This is a genomic window from Agrobacterium pusense (genome assembly GCF_900102105.1).
GTDB lineage: Bacteria > Pseudomonadota > Alphaproteobacteria > Rhizobiales > Rhizobiaceae > Agrobacterium > Agrobacterium pusense.
Genome location: NZ_FNBB01000012.1, coordinates 1 through 24,445, shown reverse-complemented (window position 1 = coordinate 24,445; position 24,445 = coordinate 1). Strand labels below are relative to the sequence as shown.

The window sequence follows — 24,445 nt, the reverse complement described above, 5'->3', positions numbered from 1 at the left end:
GCGTCCGATACGCGGTTTGCGCGAAATTTCGATGAAATCTTGCCAAACACAGGAGCTATCTCCTTGTTTCTCGCGTATTGCGCTATAAATTCCACCCACCGAATATATCGGCTGGCCTTGTTGCTGAAAGGAAAACATACCTGATGGAGTCCATTCTCCCTCTTCTGTCGGACCCCGCCGCCTGGGTGGCGCTCGTCACACTGATCGTCATGGAGGTCGTGCTTGGCATCGACAACCTGATCTTCATCTCCATTCTCACCAACAAGCTGCCGCCTGAACAGCGCGAAAAAGCCCGCAAGATCGGCATAGGCCTCGCGCTCGTCATGCGCCTTGGCCTGCTTGGTACCGTCGCCTGGATCGTGCAGCTCACCACACCGGTCTTCGAAGCCTTCGGCCACCCATTCTCGTGGAAGGACATGATCCTCATCGCCGGCGGTCTCTTCCTCGTCTGGAAGGCGACCAAGGAAATTCACCACAATGTCGACCCGGAAGACCACAAGGAAGACCTGGTGGGCGGCCCTGTGGGCATGAATTTCGGCGCCGCCATCGGCCAGATCCTGCTGCTCGACCTCGTCTTCTCGGTGGACAGCATCATCACCGCCGTCGGCATGACCCCTCACCTGCCGATCATGATCGTCGCCGTCATCGTGGCCGTGACAGTCATGCTGCTGGCCGCAACGCCGCTCGCCAATTTCATCGAGCGTAACCCCACCATCGTCATGCTGGCGCTCGCCTTCCTGATGATGATCGGCACGACACTGATCGCCGAAGGCATGGGCTTCCATGTTCCCAAGGGCTACGTCTATGCCGCCATGGCGTTCTCGGCACTGGTGGAACTGCTCAACATGCTGGCGCGCAATGCAAGGCGAAAGAAGAAGGCGGGTGCGGAAGAGGCGCATTGACCGCACTTCCTTCCGTCGTGCCGGACTTGATCCGGCATCCAGCCGATGCGCGTCTGCGCATCGTAAAGAGTCCCTTCAGCCCAAGGACTTGGGCTGGCTGGATACCGGATCAAGTCCGGTATGACGGAAATGATTTCTGCCTATTGCCAAAATAGTTGGCGCTGCGCATGCTTTTCTCATGCGCCAAGGTTACGTTTATATTCTTGCATCGAAAAGAAACGGAACGCTCTATACTGGCGTTACCAGCAATCTTTCTCAGCGACTATATGAGCATCAGAACAATCTGACACCCGGTTTCACAACCCGTTATGGCGTCAAGACTCTCGTTTGGTTCGAGACATACGATCTCGTCACGGACGCGATTGCTAGAGAAAAGAATATAAAAAACTGGCCACGCGCTTGGAAGATCAAGTTGATTGAAGATCTCAATCCGGAATGGGACGATATCGCTCATTATCTTCTCTAACGAAACCTCACCTCCGTCATGCCGGACTTGATCCGGCATCCAGCCGACGCGCGTCTGCGCGTTGGAGAGAGTCCTTTCAGCCCAAAGACTTGGGCTGGCTGGATGCCGGATCAAGTCCGGCATGACGGAGGGGCGTGAATCCTCAGTTCACGCCAGGAACCGCCTCACCCCGGCTTGCGTTCTTCGATATCCTCATCGATAGGTGCGACTTCCGCCGCCTCTCCTTCGAAAGCATAAGCCAGCATGACGACAGACCAGATCCTCGCCTTCACCGTCATCGCCGGCATGATGGTGGCCTTCATCTGGGACAGGTTTCGTTATGACGTCGTCGCCTGCAGCGCGCTGCTGGTGGCTGTAGCACTCGGCGTCGTGCCTTTCGACAAGGCATTTTCCGGCTTTTCGGATGATATCGTCATCATCGTCGGCAGCGCGCTGGTTGTCAGTTCGGCGGTGGCGCGTTCAGGCATCGTCGACATGACGATCAAGAAATATTTCCCCGAGATGCATTCAAAAGGCCTGCAGCTCGCCTTCCTGATGATCGTCGTCGCCGTCATGTCGGCCTTCATCAAGAACATTGGCGCACTCGCCATCATGATGCCTGTCGCGTTCCAGTTCGCCCGCAAATCCGGAAGCCCGGTTTCCTATTACCTGATGCCAATGGCGTTTGCCGCCTTGCTGGGCGGGCTGATGACGCAGATTGGCACGTCGCCGAACATCGTCGTCTCGCGCCTGCGTGAGGAGATGACCGGTGAGAGCTTCTCGATGTTCGATTTCACGCCCGTTGGGGCTGGCCTCACCGTCATCGGCATCATCTTCCTGACCTTCGGTTATCGGTTGCTTCCGGTGCGTAACCGGGAAAAGGCCTCTGTCGAGGATATTCTCGACCAGTCCGCCTATACCGCCGAAGCGACGCTGCCTGCAGACAATACCTTTGCGGACAAGCCGCTGCGCGAACTTCTCAAGCAGGCCGATGGCGATGTCATCGCCAGCACCATCCTGCGCGGACCGCGGCGCATTTCCCCCTTTCCCGACGTGACGCTGAAGGCCGGAGACACGGTTCTGCTCGAAGGCAGCCCGGAAGGGCTCGACCGCATCGTCTCCCAGGCAAAGTTGCTGCTTTCCGGCAAGCCCCTGATGGAGAACGGCCAAAAAACCGCCGATCTCATTTCCATGGAGGCCGTCATCAGCAACGAATCCGTTCTGAACGGCATTTCGGCGCGGGAACTCGCGCTGTCCTATACGCGTGGCGTCAACCTGATCGCGGTGAGCCGGCGCGGCCAGCGTGTCAGCCAGCGGCTCTCGGAACTGACATTGCAGGCGGGTGACGTCATCCTTTTACAGGGCAGCCGCAAGAACCTGCCGCAGGTGCTGCAGGAATTTTCGCTGCTGCCGCTGGCGCAGCGGGAGATTCTGCTCGGCGTACAGCGCCGCGCGCTTTTGCCGGTCATCGTACTCGCCGCCGCCATGATCGCGGCCGGCAGCGGTCTGGTCCCGGTCTCGGTCGCCTTTTTCGCAGCCGCCTTCATGATGATCGTCGTCGGCGCGATTCCGCTGACCGAAGTCTACAAATCCGTCGATGGCCCGATCCTCGTCATGCTCGCCGCCCTCATTCCCGTCAGCGACTCGCTGCGCACCAGCGGCGCCAGCGAGTTGATCGCCGCCTGGCTCGGCAACGCGGCTCAGGGCCTGCCGCCCTTTGCCGCGCTCGGCATGATCCTGCTCACCGCCATGGCGGTTACGCCCTTTCTCAACAATGCCGCAACGGTGCTGGTCATGGCGCCGATTGCAGCGGGTTTTGCCACCATGCTCGGTTTCCGGCCGGAGGCCTTCCTGATGGCGGTGGCGATCGGCGCGGGCTGCGATTTCCTCACCCCCATCGGGCACCAGTGCAATACGCTGGTCATGGGTCCTGGCGGTTATCGTTTCAGCGACTATCCGCGGCTTGGCCTGCCGCTATCGATCATGATCGTCCTCGCCAGCATTCCCATGCTGCTTTACGTCTGGCCGGTCAACTGAAGCCAGCCGGCAGGACCGGCCGACCTCTGGAGGCTCCATATTTCCTTGACGCCTGCGGCAGAATATGGCCTAAGCCCAAGCCGAACGGGAATATGAAAAAGGCACTTTCTTTTCGCCTTTCGACATGATGTCCTGCCGCATCCAAACGAAAACTCCGTGGTATCAGGGTGGAACCGCCCCGATGTCACCGCCACGTCACGACGAGTGAAATTCATGACCACTTCCGGCGTTCGCGTCCGCATCGCACCTTCCCCCACCGGCGAGCCGCATGTCGGCACCGCTTATATCGCGCTGTTCAACTATCTCTTCGCCAAGAAACACGGCGGCGAGTTCATCCTGCGCATCGAGGATACCGACGCCACCCGCTCGACCCTCGAATATGAGCAGAAGGTGCTGGAAGCCCTGCGCTGGACCGGCCTTACCTGGTCGGAAGGCCCCGATGTCGGCGGCCCTTACGGTCCCTACCGCCAGTCAGAGCGCAAGGCGATGTACTGGCCCTATGCCGAAGAACTTCTGGAAAAGGGCCATGCCTTCCGCTGTTTCTGCACGCCCGAGCGGCTGGAGCAGATGCGCGAAGCCCAGCGCGCCGCCGGCAAGCCGCCGAAATACGATGGTCACTGCCTCAACCTGAAGGCCGAGGAAGTAACCGCCCGCGTCGCCGCCGGTGAAGCGAACGTCGTGCGCATGAAAATCCCGACCGAAGGCTCGTGCGATTTCCATGACGGCGTTTATGGCGATGTCTCGATCCCGTGGGATTCCGTCGACATGCAGGTGCTGATCAAGGCCGACGGCATGCCGACCTATCACATGGCCAACGTCATCGACGACCATCTGATGAAGATCAGCCATGTGGCGCGCGGCGAAGAATGGCTGGCTTCGGTGCCCAAGCACATTCTGCTGTACCGTTATTTCGGCTGGCAGGAGCCGGTGTTCATGCATCTCTCGCTGATGCGCAATGCCGACAAGTCGAAGCTTTCCAAGCGCAAGAACCCGACCTCGATCTCCTATTATTCCGCGCTCGGCTACCTGCCGGAAGCGTTGATGAACTTCCTCGGCCTGTTCTTCATCCAGATCGCAGAGGGCGAAGAGCTTCTGACCATGGACGAGCTCGCCGCGAAGTTCGACCCGGAAGCGCTTTCCAAGGCCGGCGCCATTTTCGACATTCAGAAGCTGGACTGGCTGAACGGCCGCTGGCTGCGCGAAAAGCTTTCGCCGGAAGAGTTCATTGCCCGCACACTGGAATGGGCGATGGAGAATTCCCGCCTGACCGAGGGCCTGAAGCTTGCGCAGAGCCGCGTTTCCAAACTCGGCGAGCTGCCTAACCTTGCTGGCTTCCTGCTCGCAAGCGATGCTGGCCTGACGCCCGCCTCCTTTGCCGGGCTGAAGAGCAAGCCGGAAGAAATCCACGAAATCCTCACCACGGTTGCGGCAGACCTCGAAAAGATGCCCGACTGGAATGTGGAAGCCATCGAGGCCGAGCTGCGCGATGTGGCCGAACGCACCGGCAAGAAGCTGCGCGTCGTCACGCCGCCGCTTTTTGTCGCCATGTCCGGATCGTCGCGCTCGCTGCCGCTGTTTGACTCGATGGCGCTGCTTGGCCGCTCCGTCGTGCGCCAGCGCCTGAAGGCTGCGATCGCCGTTGTGGCCACGATGGTTGGCAGCGGAAGCTGATGATGACGTGCTGGCGGTGACGGCAGCATTTTAGAATACGCCCTTTGCCTGGGGCTCACCCCCCTCTGCCCTGCCGGGCATCTCCCCCTCAAGGGGGGGAGATCGACAAGCGGCTGACACCTTGCCCATGGAACGGGCGGGCGCGGCATCTGATCTGCCCCCTTGTGGGGGAGATGTCCGGCAGGACAGAGGGGGGTAACCCAGAGCGCCAAGGGTAACCGCAACGAACAAGCCCGCTAAAGGCGAACACGATGACCGACACCAAGACCGAAACCACCGCCCTCTCCTCCGACGCGACAGAAGTGCGCCGCCAGAAACTTGCGCTGCTGCGCGAGCAGATCGGCGACGTCTATCCGGCGCATTTCCACCGCACGATGAGCAATGCCGAGCTGGCGGAAAAATATGCCGATATCGAAGCCGACGTCGAGACCGGTGATACGGTGACGGTGGCGGGGCGCGTTTATTCCTCGCGCAATTCCGGCATGTTCATGGATATTCATGACGCCTCGGGCAAGGTGCAGATCTTCTCGCACAAGGATACGACGCCGGAAGCGGCGCGCAACCTGCTGCCGATGATCGATATCGGCGACATCATCGGCGTGACTGGCAAGGTGCGCCGCACCAAGCGCGGTGAGCTGACGATCAACGCCGAAGAAATCACCATGCTGACGAAGTCGCTGCTGCCGATGCCCGAGAAGTGGCACGGCGTCTCCGACATCGAGCTGCGTTACCGCAAGCGCCACCTCGACATTCTCTCCAACGAGGAATCCAAGCTGCGATTCCTGCAGCGCTCGAAGATTCTCTCCGGCATCCGCCGCTTCATGGAGGCCGAAGGCTTCCTCGAAGTCGAGACGCCGATGCTGCAGACCGTCTATGGCGGCGCGACCGCCGATCCGTTCAAGACCTTCCACAACACGCTGAAGATGGACATGTATCTGCGCATCGCGCCGGAACTTTTCCTGAAGCGCACGCTGGTATCAGGCCTTTCCGACAAGGTTTTTGAAATCAACCGCAACTTCCGCAACGAAGGCGTCTCCACACGGCACAATCCTGAATTCACCATGATGGAGTGCTATTGGGCCTATGCCGACTACGAGGACATCATGGGTCTCGTTGAGCGGCTGTTCGAGACGCTGGCGATCTCGCTCCACGGCACCACAGAGGTGGAATTCCAGGGCCAGACGATCTCGTTCAAGGGTCCGTTCAAGCGCGTGCCGATGCCTGATGCGGTGAAGGAAGCAACCGCTATCGACTTCCTCGCCATCAAGACCGACGAAGAAGCCCGAGCTGCCGCCAAGGCCGCCGGTTTTGCTGTCGAGAAGGACTGGACCTGGGGCGAATGCCTTGCCTTCATCTTCGAAGAGAAGGTGGAAGGCACGCTGATCCAGCCGAGCCACGTCACGCACTTTCCGAAAGACATCTCGCCCTTCGCCAAGGAAGTGCCGGGCGAACCCCGCCTCGTCGAGCGTTTCGAAAGCTATTGCAACGCCTGGGAAGTGGGCAACGCCTTCTCGGAACTCAACGATCCGGAAGAACAGCGCCGCCGCATGGTGGAGCAGCTGGAACAGGCGCATGCGCGTGGCGAAAAGGACAAGCAGCTGGACGACGAGTTCCTCGACGCCATCGACCAGGGCATGCCACCCGCCGGCGGCCTCGGCATCGGCGTCGACCGCCTGATCATGCTTTTGACCAACGCCCCGTCAATCCGCGACGTCATTCTCTTCCCGGCCCGCCGCAACAAGGCGGATTGAGGCACCAGGAGCGCTGCCCGGTTCGAATTTCCGGGCAAGCTGCAATCCCCTTGAAGTTGGCGCTCAAAGGTGAATATTCACTCAACCTCATCCTCGGGCTTGTCCCGAGGATTTGCTAACTTAACGATTTTGTTGACGTGCTTAGAGGCGTGGGACAAGCCCAAGGATGACGTCGCGCAAGCATGACAAGGCAGCGTCGGCGGAACATGCCGCCGGCATGAAACAGGAACGCATCGGCAACAGCCGAATCCCTCTCAATGCCCCGCCTTGGCCTTTTCGCCAGCAGCTTCCTCTGCCACCGCCGCCTCTCCGTCCATCGGTTTTTCCTCCGCCGCCTGCGCGGTGGTCGAGCCTTTTCCGAAGATCAGTGACTTCAGATAGGACAGGCTGAAGATGCTGCTGCCCTCGGCTTCCGGTGTCGAGGTCAGAAGCTCGTCGGTCACGGTCTCACCATGCGCTTCGGGAGACGGAGTTTCGTCATGTGCTTCCGGAGCAGTTTCGCCATGGCCGGGCTCCGTTGGCGCAGCGTCATGTTCGCCGCTGGCCCCGCCCTTGCTTTCGCCGTGACCTTTGGCGGACTTGCCCTCGTGGCCGCCCGCTTCCGGCTCCGCAACCGGCGTCGCACAATCGGCGAAGTCGCTGAGGCTGGCAGCCATGGCTTCGGTATCTTCAAGCGGCAGATCGATGCGCAGACCGTAAAACTGGCCGCTGCCATTTGCTGCGCCGTCATAATAGAAGGCTGAATAACGGCGGGCCTCGGCGCCCTCGGGAATTTTCGCCGGATCCGGAATGAAGACCACCTGTGCGGCAATGGCCCGGCCACGCATTTCCGAGCGCAGCTGCGGGCCGTTCCTGTCAAGCACGGAGACCTGAACCAGATCGGGCTTCTGTTTGTCATAAACCGCTTTGGCGACGCGCAGGGCGGTTTTCAACCGCTCCGTGCCGTCTCCGCCTTCGGTGCGAATGAACTTGCGTACCCATAGCGAGCCGTTCTTGCGGATATTCACTGTCTGGACTGCGTCGCAGGAAAGCCCGTTGGTGGAGGCATAGGATGGGCCAAGCAGCCGCTCGCTGCCGATGAACACGGCAGCGGAACCGGTCGCGCCTGCCAAAAGCAGGATCCCGCCTCCAATCATAACGAGCTTGCGCGAAAACCGCATTCGTCCGAATACAGCTTTCACCCGCAACATCCTGACATCAAGTACCCCGCCTCTCGCCCTCACCCCGGAAACGTGGCTCGAAGGATGAGGAACACACGCGGGATAAGCTTCGGACCACGCTGTCCGAGCCTTCCGATAGTGCCGCTTTCTCATTGAAAAAAGTTTAATCCCGCAGGCAAGATACCCGCAAAAGCGCATCATTTTCGGACATTTCAGAAATCTCAAGATTTGCGAATGATTTGCAATAGCGTTGACAAAGGTGATTTTATAACAGATGGTATTGCGAATTAGTCGCAACAAAATCTGGTGAGCACGTGAACGTCCAAAAATTCCGCCACGCCATTTTCGCTTTCTCGCTTTTTCTTCCGGGCGTCGCCCTTGCCCAGGAAAAACCTGTTGTCGTGACCACCTTCACCATCATCGCCGATATGGCGCGCAACGTAGCGGGTGACGCGGCCGAGGTGGAAAGCATCACCAAGCCCGGCGCGGAAATCCACAATTACCAGCCGACGCCCCGCGACATTCTGAAGGCCCGCAAGGCCGATCTGGTGCTGCGCAACGGACTCAATCTGGAATTGTGGTTCGAGAAATTCCTGACTAACCTCTCCGGCGTGCCTGATGTGACGGTGAGCGATGGTGTGAAGCCGATGGCGATCAGCGGCGGCGCCTATCAGGGCAAGCCCAATCCGCACGCCTGGATGTCTCCCGATAACGCCTTGATCTACGTCGAAAATATTCGCAAGGGCCTGAGCGAGATCGACCCCGCCCACGCCGATGTCTACGCCGCCAATGCCAAGGCTTATTCGGACAGGATCAGGGCCACGGTGCAGCCGATCCGCAATGAACTTTCGGCCCTTCCGGAAAACAAGCGCTGGTTGGTGACGAGTGAAGGCGCCTTTTCTTATCTCGCCCGCGATTTCGGCCTGAAGGAATTGTTCCTCTGGCCGGTCAACGCCGACAGTCAGGGCACGCCCCAGCAGGTTCGGGGTGTGATCGACGCCATGCGCGAGCATAATATCCACGTCATCTTCAGCGAAAGCACCGTTTCCGCCGATCCCGCCCAGCAGGTGGCCAAGGAAACCGGTGCGGCCTATGGCGGCATTCTCTATGTGGATTCGCTGAGCGAGGCTGATGGTCCCGTCCCGACTTACCTGGACCTGCTGCGTGTGACGAGCGAAACCATCGCCAAGGGACTGTCTTCATGAGAATGGGGAGTAAAAAATCAGGCGGCGGCCTGACGGTTCAAAATGCGACAGTGACCTATCGCAACGGCCACACCGCATTAAAAGATGCCAGCTTCTCCATTCCCCGCGGAACGATCACGGCACTTGTCGGCGTCAACGGCGCCGGCAAGTCCACGATTTTCAAGGCGATCATGGGTTTCGTTCCTTTGGCCGCCGGTTCCGTCTCGATCTTCGATCTGCCGGTGAAGGAGGCGCTGAAGAAAAACCTCGTCGCTTACGTGCCGCAGGCGGAAGAGGTGGACTGGAGCTTTCCGGTGCTGGTGGAGGACGTGGTGATGATGGGCCGTTATGGCCACATGAATTTCCTGCGCATCCCCTCGAAGCGCGATCACCAGATGGTGGAAGAGGCGCTGAAACGCGTCAACATGCTCGATTATCGCAAGCGCCAGATCGGCGAACTCTCCGGCGGGCAGAAGAAGCGAGTGTTTCTGGCTCGCGCGCTGGCGCAGGAAGGGCAGGTGATTCTGCTGGACGAACCTTTCACCGGTGTCGACGTGACGACGGAGGAGCAGATCGTCGCGCTTTTGAAGGCACTGCGCGACGAGGGCCGCGTCATGCTGGTCTCCACCCACAATCTTGGCAGCGTTCCGGAATTCTGCGACCGCGCCGTCTTCGTCAAGGGTACGGTTCTGGCGTCGGGCAAAACAAGCGACACCTTTACAGAGGAAAACCTGCAAAGGGCTTTCGGCGGCAGCCTGCGCCACTTCGTTCTCGGCGGGGCAGACCTGCATAGCGACGCCGATCCGCGCCGCCTGAAGGTCATAACCGATGACGAGCGGCCCTTCGTGATCTACGGCAAAAATGGCCAGGACAGGCGCGATTCTGAGGCTCCGAAAGAGAAAGCCGATGATTGACACCCTTCTTGAGCCTTTCACCTATGGTTACATGTTGAACGCCATCTGGGTCAGCGCACTGGTGGGTGGTGTCTGCGGCTTTCTCTCGGCCTATCTGATGCTGAAGGGCTGGTCATTGATCGGCGATGCGCTTTCCCATGCCATCGTTCCCGGGGTTGCCGGAGCCTATATGCTTGGCCTGCCCTTTTCGCTCGGCGCGTTTCTCTCCGGCGGGTTGGCGGCCGGGTCCATGCTGTTTCTGAACCAGAAGACACGGCTCAAGGAAGATGCGATCATCGGCCTGATCTTCACCTCGTTTTTCGGGCTTGGCCTGTTCATGGTATCGCTCTCGCCGACCTCGGTGAATATCCAGACCATCGTGCTAGGCAATATCCTCGCCATCACTGCTGAAGACACCATCCAGCTGGCTTTGATCGGCGGTATCAGCCTCCTTGTGCTTTCGCTGAAATGGCGCGACTTCATGGTGGTGTTCTTCGATGAGAACCACGCCCGCACCGTGGGGCTGAAACCGGAAGTGCTGAAGGTGATCTTCTTCACCCTGCTGGCCGCTTCCACGGTTGCCGCCCTACAGACTGTCGGCGCTTTCCTCGTCGTCGCCATGGTGGTGACGCCGGGCGCTACTGCCTATCTCCTGACCGACCGTTTCGAGCGGCTGATCCTGATGAGCCTCATCATCGGCGCGGCCACCAGCTTCATCGGCGCCTATCTCAGCTATTTTCTCGACGGCGCGACCGGCGGCGTCATCGTGGTGCTACAGACGGCGATCTTCCTTGCCGCCTTCGTCTTTGCACCCAAACACGGCCTGCTCGCCTCGCGCGCCAAGGCGCGCAGGGCGCTGGAGGAAACGCCATGAGTGAATATCTCGAACTGGCCATACTGCCGTTTCAACTGCCTTTCATGCAATATGCCTTCCTGATCACGCTGATGATCGCGATGCCCATGGCAATGCTCTCCTGTTTTCTGGTGCTGAAGGGCTGGTCGCTGATGGGGGACGCCGTTTCCCATGCCGTGCTGCCTGGCGTGGTGGTGGCCTATATCGTTGGCATCCCGCTTTCCATCGGAGCCTTCATCGCGGGCATGATATGTGCCCTCGGCACCGGTTTCATCAAGGAAAACAGCCGCATCAAGGAGGATACGGTGCTCGGCATCGTCTTTTCCGGCATGTTCGGGCTGGGACTGGTGCTTTACGTGAAGGTGCAGAGCGACGTACATCTCGACCATATCCTCTTCGGCGACATGCTCGGCATCGCGCCCTTGGACATGCTGGAGACGGGCGTGATCGCGCTTTTCGCCACCCTGTTTCTCGGCATCCTGCGCAAGGACCTGCTGGTCAACGCCTTCGATGCGCAACATGCAAGAGCCATCGGCCTGCCCGTGCGTGTGCTGCATTATGGCCTGCTGATGGTGCTGTCGCTCACCGTCGTCGGCGCGCTGAAGGCGGTTGGCATCATTCTCTCCGTCGCCATGCTCGTCGCACCGGGCGCAATCGCCTTCCTGCTGACCCGGCGTTTTTCCGCCATGCTGCTGGTGGCCATTGCGGTGGCGGTCGCCTCGTCGCTTGCGGGCATATGGCTGAGTTTCCTGATCGACAGCGCTCCCGCCCCCACGATCGTGCTCTTCATGAGCGTCACCTTCGTCGCGACATTCGTCCGCACCATCTGGAAAACCCGCCGTACCGACACGGCCCGTGAGACGGCAATATAAAAGAACGATTTTTACGGGCGCGTGGAACATTTTCTCCTTTTGCGCGTCATTTTATCGAGCCTGTCGCGGGGCGGCGGCTCGGGAAAATTTCGCAAAAGGGGAAGCGCCATGCTTAAATGGGCTCTTATTTTCTTTGTCATTTCTTTGATCGCAGGCGTGTTCGGCTTTACCGGCATTTCGGCAGCCGCAGCCGGCGTGGCCCGCATTCTGTTCTTCATCGCCGTGGTGATCTTCCTGGTCTTCCTCGTGCTTGCACTGATGGCCGGAAGCGCCGTCGTCTGAATGAAAAAGGCGACCGGTTGTCACGCCGGTCGCCCTCCTCTCTCCCTTGAAATCCGTCAGCCCGTCCAGCCGCCATCAATGACATGGATCTGGCCGGTGGTGAAACCTGCTTCGTCTGACGCGAGGTAGGTGACGAGCGCTGCGATCTCTTCCGGCGTGGCGATGCGGCCCATAGGCTGGCGCGCGATGAAATCTGCAAGAGCCTGTTCGTAATTGCCGGTGGCGCGCAGACGATCGTGCAGCGAAGGGCTATCCACCGTTCCGGGGCAGATGGCGTTGCAACGAATGCCCTTTGTCACGAAGTCCGCCGCGATCGCCTTGGTCAGGCCCACAACGGCGGCCTTGGAAGCGGTGTAGGCAAACCGGTTTGGCACGCCCTTTACGCTGGAAGCAACCGAGGACATGTTGACGATTGCGCCCTTGCCCTTCTCCAGCATGCTGGGCAGGAAAGCGCGGCAGGTACGGTACATGGCCTTTGTGTTGAGGTCGAAGGAGAAATCCCAGTCCTTCTCCTCACACTCGAGGATGGTGCCGGAATGAACAAAACCGGCGCAGTTGAACAGCACATCCGCATGGCCGATATCGGCGGCAAAATCTTTTACGCCATCGCCGTCGAGCACGTTCAGGACCCGCGTCTCTGCCCCCTTGAGCGTAGAAAGCGCCTGCTCATTGATATCGGTGGCGATGACGCGCGCCCCGAGCGACACGAACCGCTCTGCCGCCGCCCGCCCGATACCCTGACCGGCCGCGGTGATCACCACTGTCCGGCCGTTAAAATCCTGCACCATGAATAGCCTCCCGCTAAGGCACGCCCGCCTGCCGGGGCCGAGCCGTTGAATTTCAGTGATCTCAAATATGGATCGACAATTCATATGTAAACGCGGTACTCATATGGCGTCAAGCAAACTTGCGTGGACGGCCGGTATAGGGCAAGCCTATTTTCAGGCCCAGCCCGGCGCCGGCGACCATACACACCATCATCATCGAGGCCAGATGACTGACGACGACAGCGAAAGATATCGCGCTCCCGCCCTCGACAAGGGCCTGGACATTCTCGAACTTCTGGCCCGCACCGATGGCGGGCTGACACAGATCGAGATCGCCAAGTCCATCGGAAAGAGCCCCAACGAGCTTTACCGCATGCTGGACCGGCTGGTGCGCCGGGGTTATGTGCAGCGGCTTGACGGCGATCGATTCTCTTTGACGCTGAAAATGTTCGGGCTGGCGCATTTCCATGCGCCGATCCGCCGGCTGGTTTCCTTCGCGGCCCCTGTCATGCGCGATTTTTCGGCGAGTGCGGAGCAGGCCTGCCATCTGGCGGTCCATGATCGCGGCAGCGTTGTGGTCATCGCCCAACAGGAATCATCCACCTACTGGGCCATGTCCATGCGTGTCGGCGCGCAGATGAGCCTGTTCCACACCGGCTCGGGCCACGTGCTTCTGGCCTTCCAGACAGAAGCGCAGCGCCAGATCATGATAACCGAACAGGTGCGCGGCAGCGGCGAGACCATACCGCACGGTCTTGCCGATCGGCTGGCAGAGGTGCGCAAGAACGGCTTCGAATCCATGGACAGCCTCCAAACCGCCGGTGTCCGCAATATTTCCGCTCCGGTGCTGACGCTCGATGGCACCGCGCTGGCCGTGATCACCTGCCCCTATATTACCCCTCTTGGCGGCAAGGCGCCCACACGCGAGGCCTGCGAGGTGTTGATCCGCGAGGCAGCAAAACGTATCTCCGAGATCGTGACGGGCACCATCTGAGCACAAAAAAACGCGACCGGCAGGGACCCGATCGCGTTTCAGTTGACTGGAGATTTATGTCTCGTAAACGTCGGGGGAACGCGGATGGTTCCCCCTTTTTTCGTCAGGCGGCGGCGGCCGTCAGTTCCTTGCGCACCATTTCGCGCAGCGTCACCAGATCCTTGGCGAAGAGGCGGATACCTTCCGAGAGCTTCTCGGTAGCCATTGCGTCTTCGTTCAGCGCCCAGCGGAATGCCTTCTCGTCCAGCGACTGCAGCGGCTCGGCCTTGACGTTTTCTGCCGAAAGCTTGCGCTCCAGCTTGCCGGTATCCTTGTCCAGCTCTTCCAGCAGCGCCGGGCTGATCGTCAGGCGGTCGCAACCGGCAAGCGCTTCGATTTCGCCGACGTTGCGGAAGGACGCGCCCATGACGACGGTGCTGATGCCATTGGCCTTGTAGTAGTTGTAGATGCTGCGCACGGAAACGACGCCCGGATCGGTCTCGGCGGTGTAGTTTTCGCCGGTCGACTTCTTGTACCAGTCAAGGATACGGCCGACGAAGGGCGAAATGAGGAAGACCTTGGCTTCGGCGCAGGCAATCGCCTGAGCCTGCGAGAAAAGGAGCGTCAGGTTGCAGTCGATGCCTTCGGACTGCAGCACTTCGGCAGCCTTGATGCCTTCCCAGGTGGAAGCAAGCTTGATGAGGATGCGTTCACGCTCGATGCCGCGCTCCTTGTAGGCGGCAATGATGTGGCGGGCCTTCGTGATGGAGGCTTCGGTATCGAATGAAAGGTCGGCATCGACTTCGGTCGATACGCGGCCCGGCACGAGGCCGGCAAGCGCTGCACCCACGGAGATGGCCAGTCGATCGGCAACGGCGGCAACAACGGCGTCGGACTGACCGCCCTGCTTCTTGCCCCAGGCGACGGCTTCCTTGACCGCATCGGCAAATGCCGGCGTGCCAAGCGCCTTCAGAACGATGGTCGGGTTGGTGGTGCAATCCACCGGCTTCAGGCGGGCAACCGCCTCGATATCGCCGGTGTCGGCAACGACCGTGGTGATGGCGCGAAGTTGTTCGAGTTTGGATGTCATATCGAATGATCCTTCATGATCTCTTGAAAACTTGCTCAGCCGTCATTTCGTTCCCGCACCATGGGTGCGCCCAAGGCCGAAATCGCGGTTTCGTCGGCTCCGACTATCGCAAGCGGCACGGTCGAAAGTCAAGACATTTGCGCATCGCAATTGACATAAGTTTCATGCCTGCGATACTCGGCGAACACAATGAATGGCGGAAACCGTGGCAAAACTGAGAAGAGAAACCCATACGGCCTATTCGGAAGCGGCTTCGCTGCGGCTGCGGGCGGCATGGCTCTATTATAATCAGGGCATGACGCAGAAGGACGTCGCCGAAAGACTGGGTATCAGCCGCTCCACCGTCATACGCCTGCTGGACGAAGCGATGAAGCGCTCCGAAGTGCAGATATGGATCAATGAGGGTATCGAAGATTTCGTCTCGCTGGCCGGCCAGCTTGAGGCGGCTTACGGGCTGGACGAGGCCGTGATCATCCCCTCTCCAGACAAAGCCAGTGCCGAAGGCACCGCCAAGGCCGTCGGGCTGGCGCTCGGGCAGTTCCTCTCCGAAGCGGTGCCGAATGGCGCCACCATCGGCGTTGGCTGGGGTCGCACCATGACCGCCTCGCTTTCCAGCTTCCGCCCGCCGCGCCGGGAGAACTGCAAGGTCGTTTCGCTGCTCGGCGGTATCGTCGCCGTGCACCAGACCAACCCGCTCGATTACACCTGGCGGCTGGCGAGCGCGCTCGGCGCTGAATGTTACATGTTCCTCGCACCGCTGCTGGTGGATTCGGTTGAGACCAAACGGGCGCTGATCGAAAAATGCGGGCTTGCAACGCTGTACGATCTCGCCGAAACGCTCGATCTTGCCATCGTCTCCTGCGGCGATATCGGCCCGCACTCCACATCTTTGTCGGAAGGTTTCATCTCCAGGGAGACGCTGCGCGAACTCATTGACGCCGGCTGCGTCTGCGACACCATGTTCAACTTCATCGATGCCGAGGGCCGCTCGGTCGACCACCCAATCAACCAGCGCGCCATGGCGATCGATCTCGACACGCTGCGCAAGGCCAAACACATCGTGCTTGCCTCCGGCGGCGCCCACCGCGCCATCGCCATCCGCGCCACGATCAAGCGGATCGGCTGCAATACGCTGATAACGGACGAGGCGGCGGCGCGGGCGTTGATGGAGCTGGTTTAGGCGTTGTCAGGCAGCCTACTCAGACACCCCTCTTTCCTGTGACAAGCACAGGGATGAGAGAGACAGCCTCACACCTTCCCCGTTTCCCAACCCAGCATCGCCCGCTTGCGGGTGAGGCCCCAATGGTAACCCGTTAGAGCCCCGCTTTTGCCGACAGCGCGATGGCAGGGAACGACGAAGGACACCGGGTTTGCCCCCACTGCGGCACCCACGGCACGGGAGGCGGTGGGCTGGCCGATATCACAGGCGATGTGCGAATAGGTGACCGCGCGGCCCATCGGGATTTTGAGGAGGCTTTCCCATACCCGCACCTGAAAATCCGTGCCAAGCAGCACAACACGCAGCGGCCTGTCCGCCGACCACATGGACGGATCGAAGATACGGGCGGCATAAGGCGCGGTCGCTTCGCGATCCTCGACATAATCCGCATTCGGCCAGCGGCCGGCCATGTCCTCAAAACAGGCCCTCTCCTCACCCGGATCGGCAAAAGCGCAGCCGGCAAGGCCACGATCGGTCACCATGACCAGCGCAAGACCGAAGGGCGAGGCGTGGAACCCGTAACGGATCGTCAGCCCGCCGCCCTTCGCCTTCCATTCGCCGGGCGACATGGCTTCATGCGTGACGAAGAGGTCGTGCAGGCGTCCCGGCCCCGACATGCCGACCTCGATCGAGGTTTCGAGCAGCGGCAGATCCTCCTCGCGCAAAAGCCGCTTGGCATGATCGAGCGTTACAGCCTGAAGGAATGCCTTGGGCGAAAGGCCGGCCCAGCGGGTGAAAGTCTTCTGCAATTGCGTCGGTGACTGGCCGAGCCTTGCGGCAATGGCTTCGAGGGAGGGCTGCTCGCGATAATCCAGCGTCAAAAGCTCGATGACCCCGCGCACCGTGTCGTAATCGGATCCGATGGGGGTGATGTCTTCGTTCAGCGCAATATTGGCGTTCATCGCAAATCTCCTAACGCACAAGAGAAAACCATTAAAGTGTGGTCGTCTCCACCCGTTTCTTGCGCCCTGCTCCATTTCTACCGTCATACCGGCCTCGAGCCGATATCCAGCCAGCCCAAGTCCTTGGGCTGAAAGGAGTCTTTTCCGCCGCGCCGACGCGCGTCGGCTGGATTCCGGCTCAGGCCGGAATGACGGAGGGAGAGCTGGATTATCCTCTTACATCCGCCGCCGCACCGTCGCCAGCGCACCGCCAAACGCCTTGGCAAAGCTTTCCCGATCATCCGGATTGAGGAACGAGCCGATGTCGGTCGCCCGGCCCTCGCCCGTCACATGCATCGAGACGATGCCGATCTCGTCATGCCGCCTCACCCTGAAACGCGCCCAGAACGGATTGAAGCGATGCTCCACCATTCGTCCGGCAGGGGAGAATTTTCGGATCGACAGGCTGGTGCGCGAGACGCTGACCTCCTCCCGCGCCTTGGCCGCCCGGTAATTGGCGCGGAAAGCGATATAAAGCAGCAGAAAATCCAGTCCGAAAAACAGGCCGATCGGCCACGCTCCAGTGGCGAAGAAAAAGCCGCCATAGATCAGGCAGGCAAATCCCGACAGGATGAGAAGCAGCCGGAAACCGCGGCGGCCAAGCGAACGGTGCGGAACGAGTTCCGCCGCGAAAATCGGCTGGTCGTTGAGCGTATCCACGTTGCTTTCCTTTGAGCGGGCTGGCTATAGATAATCCATGACAATCGCCAAGAAACGATCCAGCACCCAAACCTTGAAAAAGTCAAATCCGGCAGCCGCGCGCAGGCCGGCGCGGGTGAAGACGGCCTATTCCAGGGAGGAGCTCAGCGAAATCTTCCGCCGCTTTTCCATCCAGCGGCCGGAACCGAAAGGCGAGCTGGAACATACCAATCCCTTCACCCTGCTGGTGGCTGTGGCGCTGTCCGCACAGGCGACCGATGTGGGCGTGAACCGGGCCACCCGCGCGCTGTTCAGGGTGGCCGATACGCCGGAAAAGATGCTGGCGCTCGGCGAGGAAGAACTGATCGGTTACATCAAGACCATCGGGCTTTACCGTAACAAGGCGAAGAACGTCATTGCCCTGTCGCAGATGCTGATCGACAATTTCGGCGGCGAGGTGCCGAAGACCCGCGACGAACTGGTGACGCTTCCCGGTGTGGGCCGCAAGACGGCCAATGTGGTGATGTCGATGGCCTTCGGCGTGCCCACGCTTGCGGTGGACACACATGTGTTCCGCATCGCCAACCGGCTCTGTCTTGCGCCGGGCAAGACCCCTGACGAGGTTGAAGACCGGCTGATCCGCATCATTCCTAAAGAATATCTGTTCCATGCGCATCACTGGCTGATCCTGCACGGGCGTTACTGCTGCAAGGCACGCAAGCCGGAATGCGAGCGTTGCGTGATTGCCGATATCTGCAAATCGCCGGAAAAGACCTTCGATATTCCGGCGCCGCTGGTGGAATTACCCGCGCAGCTGTTCGGTTCGGCTGGCGGCGAATGAAGGGTCGCGGCGGCTGACAGCCTTGTGCAGATGCACCATCATGGAGGCCGCAAAAAGCGGCGTCAGCAGGTTGAGGAATGGAACCGCCAGAAAGGCCGCAATGACCAGCCCGGCCATGAAGACGGTGGTGCGGTGTTTTACCCGGAACAGCCGGGCGTCAGCGGGCGAGCGGAAACGCATCGCCGCGAATTCGAAGAATTCCCGGCCGAGCAGGTAACCGTTCACTAGAAAAAACGCGATGAGGTTGATACCGGGAACAAGCAGCAGAAAAAGCGCAATGAGGTTGCCGGCAATGACAACGCCGAAAAACTTGATGGAGGAGAGCACGGCCTCGCCCATCGGCATCGCCTTGCCGGGCGGATCGTCCGGATAGCTCTTTTTTTCAACCACTTCGGCGACATCGTCGAGAAACAGGCCGGCGATGACGGCAGTGACCGGCGAGATGAGCAGCGCCAGTGCCAAAGCCAGCCCTATTCCGGCGAAAATGGCGAAAACGAAGCTCAGCCAGCCCGCCCAGTCCGGCACGCCGGGAATCAGCGCGTCTATCCATGGCAGGGCGAAATAGATGAAGATCGAGCGGATGGCGAACCACAGGGCCGCGAGCACGAGAAGGGTGAGCCCCAGTACCTTCCAGAATACCGACCGGGTTTCGGCGGCAAAGAGATTTTGGAAGGCGAGCCGCGCCGCATCAAAAATCATTCGGAACTCCTTGAAGCTTCTCGGGTTGGGGCACTCTCTCAGGAGGAGATAGGCAATGACCCCATCCTGCGCAAGACTGGGACCCAAAAGGTAGATTAGCGCGATCTAAACCGGAGATGGAATTTCTCTTGAATAAAAGGTATCTCTAAAATATAATAATATACCTATCATAATTCGCATTCCGGTCCGGTGGAGGACAAGGCCGGAAAAGCTATCCCCCACCGTCAAATTGCGGTTCGCACGCTTGTTTGCGCGCGCGCATGCATCATCGTTCAATAAAGATAAGAATGAGGCGTTGGTGGAAAAGCTGCTGTTGAACCTTACGCGCGCCATGAAGGCAGGCACCCCTTCCGAGCGCAAGATCGCCAAATATCTGATCGAACATCTCGACGAATTACCGTTCGAGACGGCGCAGACGCTGGCTGCGAAGCTCGGCCTCAGCCCGATGACGGTCGGACGTTTCCTGCGCTCGCTGGGATACCGGCAGTTCAGCGATATCCGCGCCGATCTGCGCCATGCCGAAGAAACCGCCGGCGCGGACCAGCCCGCAACGGCGGAAGGCGGCGAACGCCAGTCCAACCCGTTTTCACAGCTTCTTTCGCAGCAGATCCAGGCCGTCCAGACCGCCTTCGACATGACGTCCCAGTCAATCTGGCGGCTTGCCATGAACGAGATCGCCACGGCGGGCGATGTCTTTCTGGCAACCTCGCCGGAAGGTCTCGATGCCGGGCGGCATTTCTACGCGCGTCTTCTCGAAAGCCGGGGGCACATCCATTATCTCGGCAGCGACAGCGCCGCCTATGTTGCCCTGTGGGATTTCGACGCCGCGAAGACCCTGCTCGTCATCATGGATTGCGGCGGCAGCCTGTCACCGCTGCAGCGGCTTTCTGCAATGGCGCGCAAGAGCGGCTACCGCACGTTGCTGATCACCACGCGCTTTTACGAATGGGGCCCGGAAAGTGCCGACCTCTGTCTCGCCATGCCGCAGGCGCAAAATGGCGGCCAAGGCTTGCTGCAACTGGTTTCCCTGCTGGAATTCACCCTCTGCGCACTAAGCGCCGGGGCCGATGACGCAACAAAAGCGCGGGCGAAAAACTTTGCCGCGCTGAAGCGCTCGCTACGCGGCTGATCTGCGCTTGGCAGGCGGCAGGATCGAGTGGCCACCACCTGTTTTTTCTCCCGCAGGAGAAGAATCGCGCGGCATCCGTCAGCAAAAATTCCGCGCTGATAAGTCAAAGACTTTCCAGCTCCTGACGATGCCGGTACATGGCGAGAAAACGGCGATAATCCCGCTCATAACGTGGTCCCCGCGCCGGATCGCCTGATATTTCCGCGTTGCCGGGATACATGGCGGCGCCAGCAGCCGCGAGGCTTGCATGCACCCCGCCGGCGGTTGCCGCTGTCATTGCCGTGCCCAGTAACACCGCATCGGCGGTGGCGGGAACCACGATGCGCTTGCCGGTCACATCGGCATAAAGCTCCATCAGCAGCGGGTTTTTCACATGTCCGCCAGTGACATGCAGGCTCTCCACGGCATAACCAAAACGCTCCATCGCATCGAGCACATGGCGCGCGCCGAGCGCAATCGCGACGGCGGTGCGCCAATAGAGACGGCAGAGACTGTCGAAAGACGTATCCAATGTCAGCCCGCTGATGACGCCGACGGCGTGCGGATCGGCAAGCGGGGAGCGGTTGCCGTGAAAATCCGGCAGCACATGCAGCCGCTCGGCAAAGGCCTCGCCCTCAAGCGCCCGCAATTCCGTTACCCGCGCAACGATGCGGGCATGCAGCGCCGTATCCGGCTCCCCGCCCGCTGCATGCATGCGTACCATATGATCGAGCAGCGCGCCGGTGGCCGATTGCCCGCCCTCCACCAGCCAGTGCCCGGGCAGGATCGCCTGCCAATAGGGGCCCCAGAGGCTATGGCCGGGCATCTGCCGCTCCGACACCGCAACAAGGCAGCTCGAAGTCCCGGCGATCAGCGCAACATGGCGGCCAACATCGGCAGACAGGCATCCGCCCAGCGCCCCCAGCGCGCCGGCATAGGCGTCGATCATGCCCGCAGCGACCTGACAACCGGTGTCGAGACCAAGCTCGGCTGCAGCTTCGGGCGAAAGCGGGCCGATGCTTTCTCCCGGCATCACGGTGGTTTCGGGGAGCCCTGCCCGCTCTCTCAAGTCGGCAAGCCCCGCCAGTTCGAGATAATCCGCCTGCCAGCCGGGATTTTCCTGCGCAAGAAAATTCCACTTCGCCGTCTGCGTGCAATTTGAACGTTTTGCTGAACCGGTCGCTTTCCACGTCAGGAAATCCGCCAGATCGAAGGCGAAGGATATGCGCGACCAGCTCTCGGGCATATGCTGCTTCAGCCACATCAGCTTCGGCATCTGCATTTCCGGCGAGACGCTGTTGCCGGCGAAATCCAGCACCCGGTGTCCCGATGCCGTCAGCCGGTCGGCCTCCGATATCGCCCGGTGATCGAGCCAGACGATGGTGTCGAACCGGTCTTCCCCGGTCACGGATACCGAAACCGGCTCACCCCGCCCATCGCGGATGACGAGCGAGCAGGTGGCATCGAAACCGATTGCAGCAATGCTTTCCGGCGGAACACCCGCCTCGGCAAGCGCTGCCCTTACCACGATGCAGACCGCCTTCCATATGTCGGTGGAATCATGTTCGGCGTGGTTTTCCTGCGGTCTCTGCATCAGGATCGGATGGGTGGCGCGGGCAAGCAGCCGGCCGGCCGCATCGAAAATGCCGGCCCGGGCGCTGGCGGTGCCGACATCGACAGCGACGAGATTTTGACGCTTCAAGACTGCAATTCCATCCCTTGCGCAACGGCCCGGCGACAGCGGCGGCAGGCGAAATCCGTTTTAGCCTGCATCACGTTCCGCTTGGCCGCCCAAACCGCCCTTCCCCACATAGCTGCCGACAAGTTGGACCAAATCCGGCATCGCGTCAAACACGGCATCCGCGCCAAGCCCGGCGATCTTTTCACGGAATGCGGGAAAACGGGCATGCGAACCACCGGTAAAAGCAAAAACGCCCATGCCGGCGGCCTTTGCCGCGGCAATACCGGCCGGGCTGTCCTCGATCACGATGCAGTGACGCGGATCGACGCCCATCTGGCGCGCCGCGTGCAGGAAGAGATCAGGCGCCGGCTTGCCGTTCTTCACCATGGTGGCGCTGAAGACATGCGGTTCGAATTTGTCGATCAGGCCGGCCAGCCCCAGTGAATAACGGATACGTTCCGGCTGACTGGAGGAAGCAACACAGCGCCTGAATGGCACAAGCCTGTCGAGCGTCTGCGCAATGCCGTCGATCGGCTGCAACTCGCTTTTGAAGCGCTCGAACAGCGTCGCCCGCATATGATCGAGAAAATCGATATCCGTCTCGACACCGTAGTCCTCGAACAACGTCCTTGTCATGCTGGCGACGCTTCGGCCGAGAAAGCGCTCATAGGCTTCCTCCTCCCCCATCGTCACACCCAGATGGGAGAGCATGTCGAGGAGGACGGAGATGGAAACCGGCTCGCTGTCGACAAGAACGCCGTCGCAGTCGAAAATCAAAAGGGGGCCGGTGTCGTCTTCCATCTCATCGTCACTTTTCAGCCAGCTTGTCATCCAGATAAAGCTGCAAGGTCTTCGCTGTACCCTCTTGCCACAGCGTCTTCAGCGCGTGGGCGAAGCGTTTACGGAAAAGTTCCGATTCGGCAACTGCTCCGAAAATATCGTTAAGCGCGAGGAAGGCCATGGGATCGTCCTTGGCCTTGATGGCCGCCGCCTGCAGGCGCTCGGCGCTGGCATCGTTGAAGACGATTTCCTTGCCGCTGTCCGAGGTGCCCTGAAAATAACGGCACCACAAGGCCGAGACAAGGGATAGACCGATGATATCCTCTCCGCGCTCCAGCCGGTCGGCGGTGGAAGGCAGGATGAATTTCGGCTGGCGGTTGGAACCGTCCTGCGCCAGACGCGGAATGGTGTCGCCAATCTTCGGATTGAGAAAGCGCCGCTCGATCAGCGAGAAATACTCATTGAGGTCCGTATCCGGCACCGGCGGAATGACCGGTATGATCTCTTCCTTTTCGAGCTTTGCCAGAAACGCCCGGATCAGCGGATGCTCCATCGCCTCGTGGACAAAGTGGATGTCGAGCAGCGCCGCAGGATAGGCGATTGCCGCATGGCCGCCATTGAGGATGCGGATTTTCATATGCTCATAGGGCGCAACATCGGATACGAACTGCACGCCCGCCTTCTCGAGCGCCGGGCGGCCCGCCGGGAAATTATCCTCCATCACCCATTGCTTGAATTCTTCGCAGAAGACCGGCCAGTTGTCGTCGATGTTGAAGTCATCCCGGGCGATGTTGCGTTCGCGCTCGCCGGTGGCTGGCGTGATGCGGTCGACCATCGAATTGGGGAAGGCAACGTTTTCGCCAATCCAGTTGGCAAAGGCCGGATCGGACAGGGCCGCCAGCCCGACCACGGCATTTTTCGTGACCTTGCCATTATGCGGAATGTTGTCGCAGGACATGACGGTGAAAGGCTGCACGCCTCTGTCGCGCCGCACCTTCAGCCCGGCGACGATCAGCCCGAACACGGTTTTCGGCGAAGCCGGATTTCTGCCGTCTTCGGCAATCGCCGGATGCTGCGGATTGAAGGAGCCGGAGGCGTCAATGAAATAACCGCCTTCCGTGATCGTCATGGAGACGATGCGGATCTTCGGATCGGCCAGTTTTTCGACGATCGCCGCGCTGTCGCCGACCGGCAGAATATCGATCATCGGCCCGGTGACACGCGCACCGGTGCGGTTATTGTCCTGCTCTACAACGGTCGTCAGGAAATCCTGTGCGGCGAGTTTTTCGCGCATCACCGTATCCGACGGCAGGACACCCGCGCCGATGATCGCGAAGTCATGGTCCGCTCCGGTGTTGAACAGGTCGTCGAGATAAACCGCCTGATGGGCGCGGTGGAAATTGCCAACGCCGAAATGCACGATGCCGGCAGAAAGATCGTCCCGGCTGTAGGACGGAACGGCCGCGGTCTTTTTTGCGTCGTCAAGCGTTGTGAGGGAAAGTTTGCATGTCATGTCATGATCCTCGAAGGGAAAACGGTGGTCTTGCCAATCGCCCTGTCGCGGGCATTCGGACTATCTGCAAACGGCCGCCACCGAATGGCGAGCCGCTGCGTCTTTAGGGCCAGCCCCGCCTAGATTGCTTTGCCCTTGTCATCG

At 60.2% G+C, this 24,445-nt stretch carries 23 protein-coding genes; 14 read left to right on the top strand and 9 right to left on the bottom strand.

What is annotated here, in order from left to right:
- The first annotated feature begins 143 nt into the window (after nt 1-143).
- The 5 genes from BLU28_RS21440 (at nt 144) to lysS (ending at nt 6,806) form a co-directional block, all read left to right on the top strand.
- The gene (locus BLU28_RS21440; RefSeq protein WP_077986915.1) at nt 144-902 is read left to right on the top strand and encodes a TerC family protein; all 759 of its coding nucleotides are present in this window, start codon (nt 144-146) and stop codon (nt 900-902) included.
- A gap of 178 nt (nt 903-1,080) precedes the next feature.
- A complete protein-coding gene (locus BLU28_RS21435) occupies nt 1,081-1,368 on the top strand; it encodes a GIY-YIG nuclease family protein (RefSeq protein ID WP_077986914.1) in 288 nt (95 codons plus the stop codon).
- Between the two features lie 243 nt (nt 1,369-1,611).
- Nucleotides 1,612-3,384: an SLC13 family permease gene (locus tag BLU28_RS21430; protein WP_077986913.1), complete on the top strand. Its 1,773-nt coding sequence runs from the start codon at nt 1,612-1,614 to the stop codon at nt 3,382-3,384.
- A gap of 213 nt (nt 3,385-3,597) precedes the next feature.
- Nucleotides 3,598-5,055 (top strand): glutamate--tRNA ligase, encoded by a 1,458-nt coding sequence (gltX, locus tag BLU28_RS21425; RefSeq protein WP_022562751.1) that lies wholly within the window; start codon nt 3,598-3,600, stop codon nt 5,053-5,055.
- A gap of 251 nt (nt 5,056-5,306) precedes the next feature.
- On the top strand, nt 5,307-6,806 hold the full coding sequence (gene lysS, locus BLU28_RS21420; RefSeq protein ID WP_077986912.1) for a lysine--tRNA ligase: 1,500 nt from the start codon (nt 5,307-5,309) through the stop codon (nt 6,804-6,806).
- A 254-nt stretch (nt 6,807-7,060) separates the two neighbouring features.
- Here lysS and BLU28_RS21415 read toward each other — a convergent pair whose 3' ends face one another.
- Nucleotides 7,061-7,996 (bottom strand): hypothetical protein, encoded by a 936-nt coding sequence (locus BLU28_RS21415; protein WP_153775763.1) that lies wholly within the window; start codon nt 7,994-7,996, stop codon nt 7,061-7,063.
- Nucleotides 7,997-8,280: 284 nt separating this feature from the next.
- Here BLU28_RS21415 and BLU28_RS21410 point away from each other — a divergent pair, with 284 nt between their 5' ends.
- The 5 genes from BLU28_RS21410 (at nt 8,281) to BLU28_RS21390 (ending at nt 12,050) form a co-directional block, all read left to right on the top strand.
- Nucleotides 8,281-9,171: a metal ABC transporter substrate-binding protein gene (locus BLU28_RS21410; protein ID WP_022562754.1), complete on the top strand. Its 891-nt coding sequence runs from the start codon at nt 8,281-8,283 to the stop codon at nt 9,169-9,171.
- A complete protein-coding gene (locus BLU28_RS21405; protein WP_034496801.1) occupies nt 9,168-10,064 on the top strand; it encodes a manganese/iron ABC transporter ATP-binding protein in 897 nt (298 codons plus the stop codon). Before BLU28_RS21410 ends, BLU28_RS21405 begins: the two co-directional genes overlap by 4 nt.
- A complete protein-coding gene (locus BLU28_RS21400; RefSeq protein WP_034496805.1) occupies nt 10,057-10,917 on the top strand; it encodes a metal ABC transporter permease in 861 nt (286 codons plus the stop codon). The genes BLU28_RS21405 and BLU28_RS21400 overlap by 8 nt, the downstream gene beginning before the upstream one ends.
- Nucleotides 10,914-11,768: a metal ABC transporter permease gene (locus BLU28_RS21395; protein WP_077986910.1), complete on the top strand. Its 855-nt coding sequence runs from the start codon at nt 10,914-10,916 to the stop codon at nt 11,766-11,768. The genes BLU28_RS21400 and BLU28_RS21395 overlap by 4 nt, the downstream gene beginning before the upstream one ends.
- A gap of 108 nt (nt 11,769-11,876) precedes the next feature.
- The gene (locus BLU28_RS21390) at nt 11,877-12,050 is read left to right on the top strand and encodes a DUF1328 domain-containing protein (protein ID WP_003499086.1); all 174 of its coding nucleotides are present in this window, start codon (nt 11,877-11,879) and stop codon (nt 12,048-12,050) included.
- 56 nt (nt 12,051-12,106) lie between these two features.
- Here BLU28_RS21390 and BLU28_RS21385 read toward each other — a convergent pair whose 3' ends face one another.
- Nucleotides 12,107-12,838 carry an SDR family oxidoreductase gene (locus tag BLU28_RS21385; RefSeq protein ID WP_077986909.1) on the bottom strand — a complete coding sequence of 244 codons (732 nt, stop codon included), beginning with the start codon at nt 12,836-12,838 and terminating at the stop codon, nt 12,107-12,109.
- Nucleotides 12,839-13,043: 205 nt separating this feature from the next.
- Between BLU28_RS21385 and BLU28_RS21380 the strand changes: the two genes are divergently transcribed.
- A complete protein-coding gene (locus BLU28_RS21380) occupies nt 13,044-13,811 on the top strand; it encodes an IclR family transcriptional regulator (RefSeq protein ID WP_004445233.1) in 768 nt (255 codons plus the stop codon).
- 103 nt (nt 13,812-13,914) lie between these two features.
- On the opposite strand, the gene tal is transcribed toward BLU28_RS21380, so the two are convergent.
- Entirely contained in the window at nt 13,915-14,880 is a 966-nt protein-coding gene (gene tal / locus BLU28_RS21375; RefSeq protein ID WP_034496814.1) for a transaldolase, read from the bottom strand.
- Nucleotides 14,881-15,085: 205 nt separating this feature from the next.
- Between tal and BLU28_RS21370 the strand changes: the two genes are divergently transcribed.
- Nucleotides 15,086-16,060, top strand: a complete 975-nt coding sequence (locus BLU28_RS21370; RefSeq protein WP_175477719.1) for a sugar-binding transcriptional regulator — start codon at nt 15,086-15,088, stop codon at nt 16,058-16,060.
- Between the two features lie 68 nt (nt 16,061-16,128).
- Here BLU28_RS21370 and BLU28_RS21365 read toward each other — a convergent pair whose 3' ends face one another.
- Together BLU28_RS21365 and BLU28_RS21360 are read right to left on the bottom strand one after the other, a co-directional pair.
- Nucleotides 16,129-17,001, bottom strand: a complete 873-nt coding sequence (locus BLU28_RS21365; RefSeq protein WP_034496818.1) for a methylated-DNA--[protein]-cysteine S-methyltransferase — start codon at nt 16,999-17,001, stop codon at nt 16,129-16,131.
- Between the two features lie 216 nt (nt 17,002-17,217).
- The gene (locus BLU28_RS21360; RefSeq protein ID WP_022562762.1) at nt 17,218-17,700 is read right to left on the bottom strand and encodes a DUF2244 domain-containing protein; all 483 of its coding nucleotides are present in this window, start codon (nt 17,698-17,700) and stop codon (nt 17,218-17,220) included.
- 37 nt (nt 17,701-17,737) lie between these two features.
- Here BLU28_RS21360 and nth point away from each other — a divergent pair, with 37 nt between their 5' ends.
- A complete protein-coding gene (nth, locus tag BLU28_RS21355; RefSeq protein WP_077986907.1) occupies nt 17,738-18,520 on the top strand; it encodes an endonuclease III in 783 nt (260 codons plus the stop codon).
- Here the strand turns inward: nth and BLU28_RS21350 are convergent.
- A complete protein-coding gene (locus tag BLU28_RS21350; protein ID WP_004445244.1) occupies nt 18,482-19,219 on the bottom strand; it encodes a sulfate transporter family protein in 738 nt (245 codons plus the stop codon). The two genes, nth and BLU28_RS21350, sit on opposite strands and share 39 nt — an antisense overlap.
- Nucleotides 19,220-19,514: 295 nt before the next feature.
- Between BLU28_RS21350 and BLU28_RS21345 the strand changes: the two genes are divergently transcribed.
- Nucleotides 19,515-20,348, top strand: coding sequence for a MurR/RpiR family transcriptional regulator (locus BLU28_RS21345; RefSeq protein ID WP_077986964.1), 834 nt, complete (start codon nt 19,515-19,517; stop codon nt 20,346-20,348).
- A gap of 103 nt (nt 20,349-20,451) precedes the next feature.
- Here BLU28_RS21345 and BLU28_RS21340 read toward each other — a convergent pair whose 3' ends face one another.
- Genes BLU28_RS21340 through BLU28_RS21330 form a run of 3 tightly spaced genes read right to left on the bottom strand, consistent with a single transcriptional unit; the run spans nt 20,452 to nt 24,301 of the window.
- Entirely contained in the window at nt 20,452-22,029 is a 1,578-nt protein-coding gene (locus BLU28_RS21340) for an FGGY-family carbohydrate kinase (protein ID WP_077986906.1), read from the bottom strand.
- Between the two features lie 60 nt (nt 22,030-22,089).
- Entirely contained in the window at nt 22,090-22,809 is a 720-nt protein-coding gene (locus BLU28_RS21335; RefSeq protein WP_077986905.1) for an HAD family hydrolase, read from the bottom strand.
- A 7-nt stretch (nt 22,810-22,816) separates the two neighbouring features.
- On the bottom strand, nt 22,817-24,301 hold the full coding sequence (locus BLU28_RS21330) for a mannitol dehydrogenase family protein (protein ID WP_077986904.1): 1,485 nt from the start codon (nt 24,299-24,301) through the stop codon (nt 22,817-22,819).
- Between the last annotated feature and the right edge of the window lie 144 nt (nt 24,302-24,445).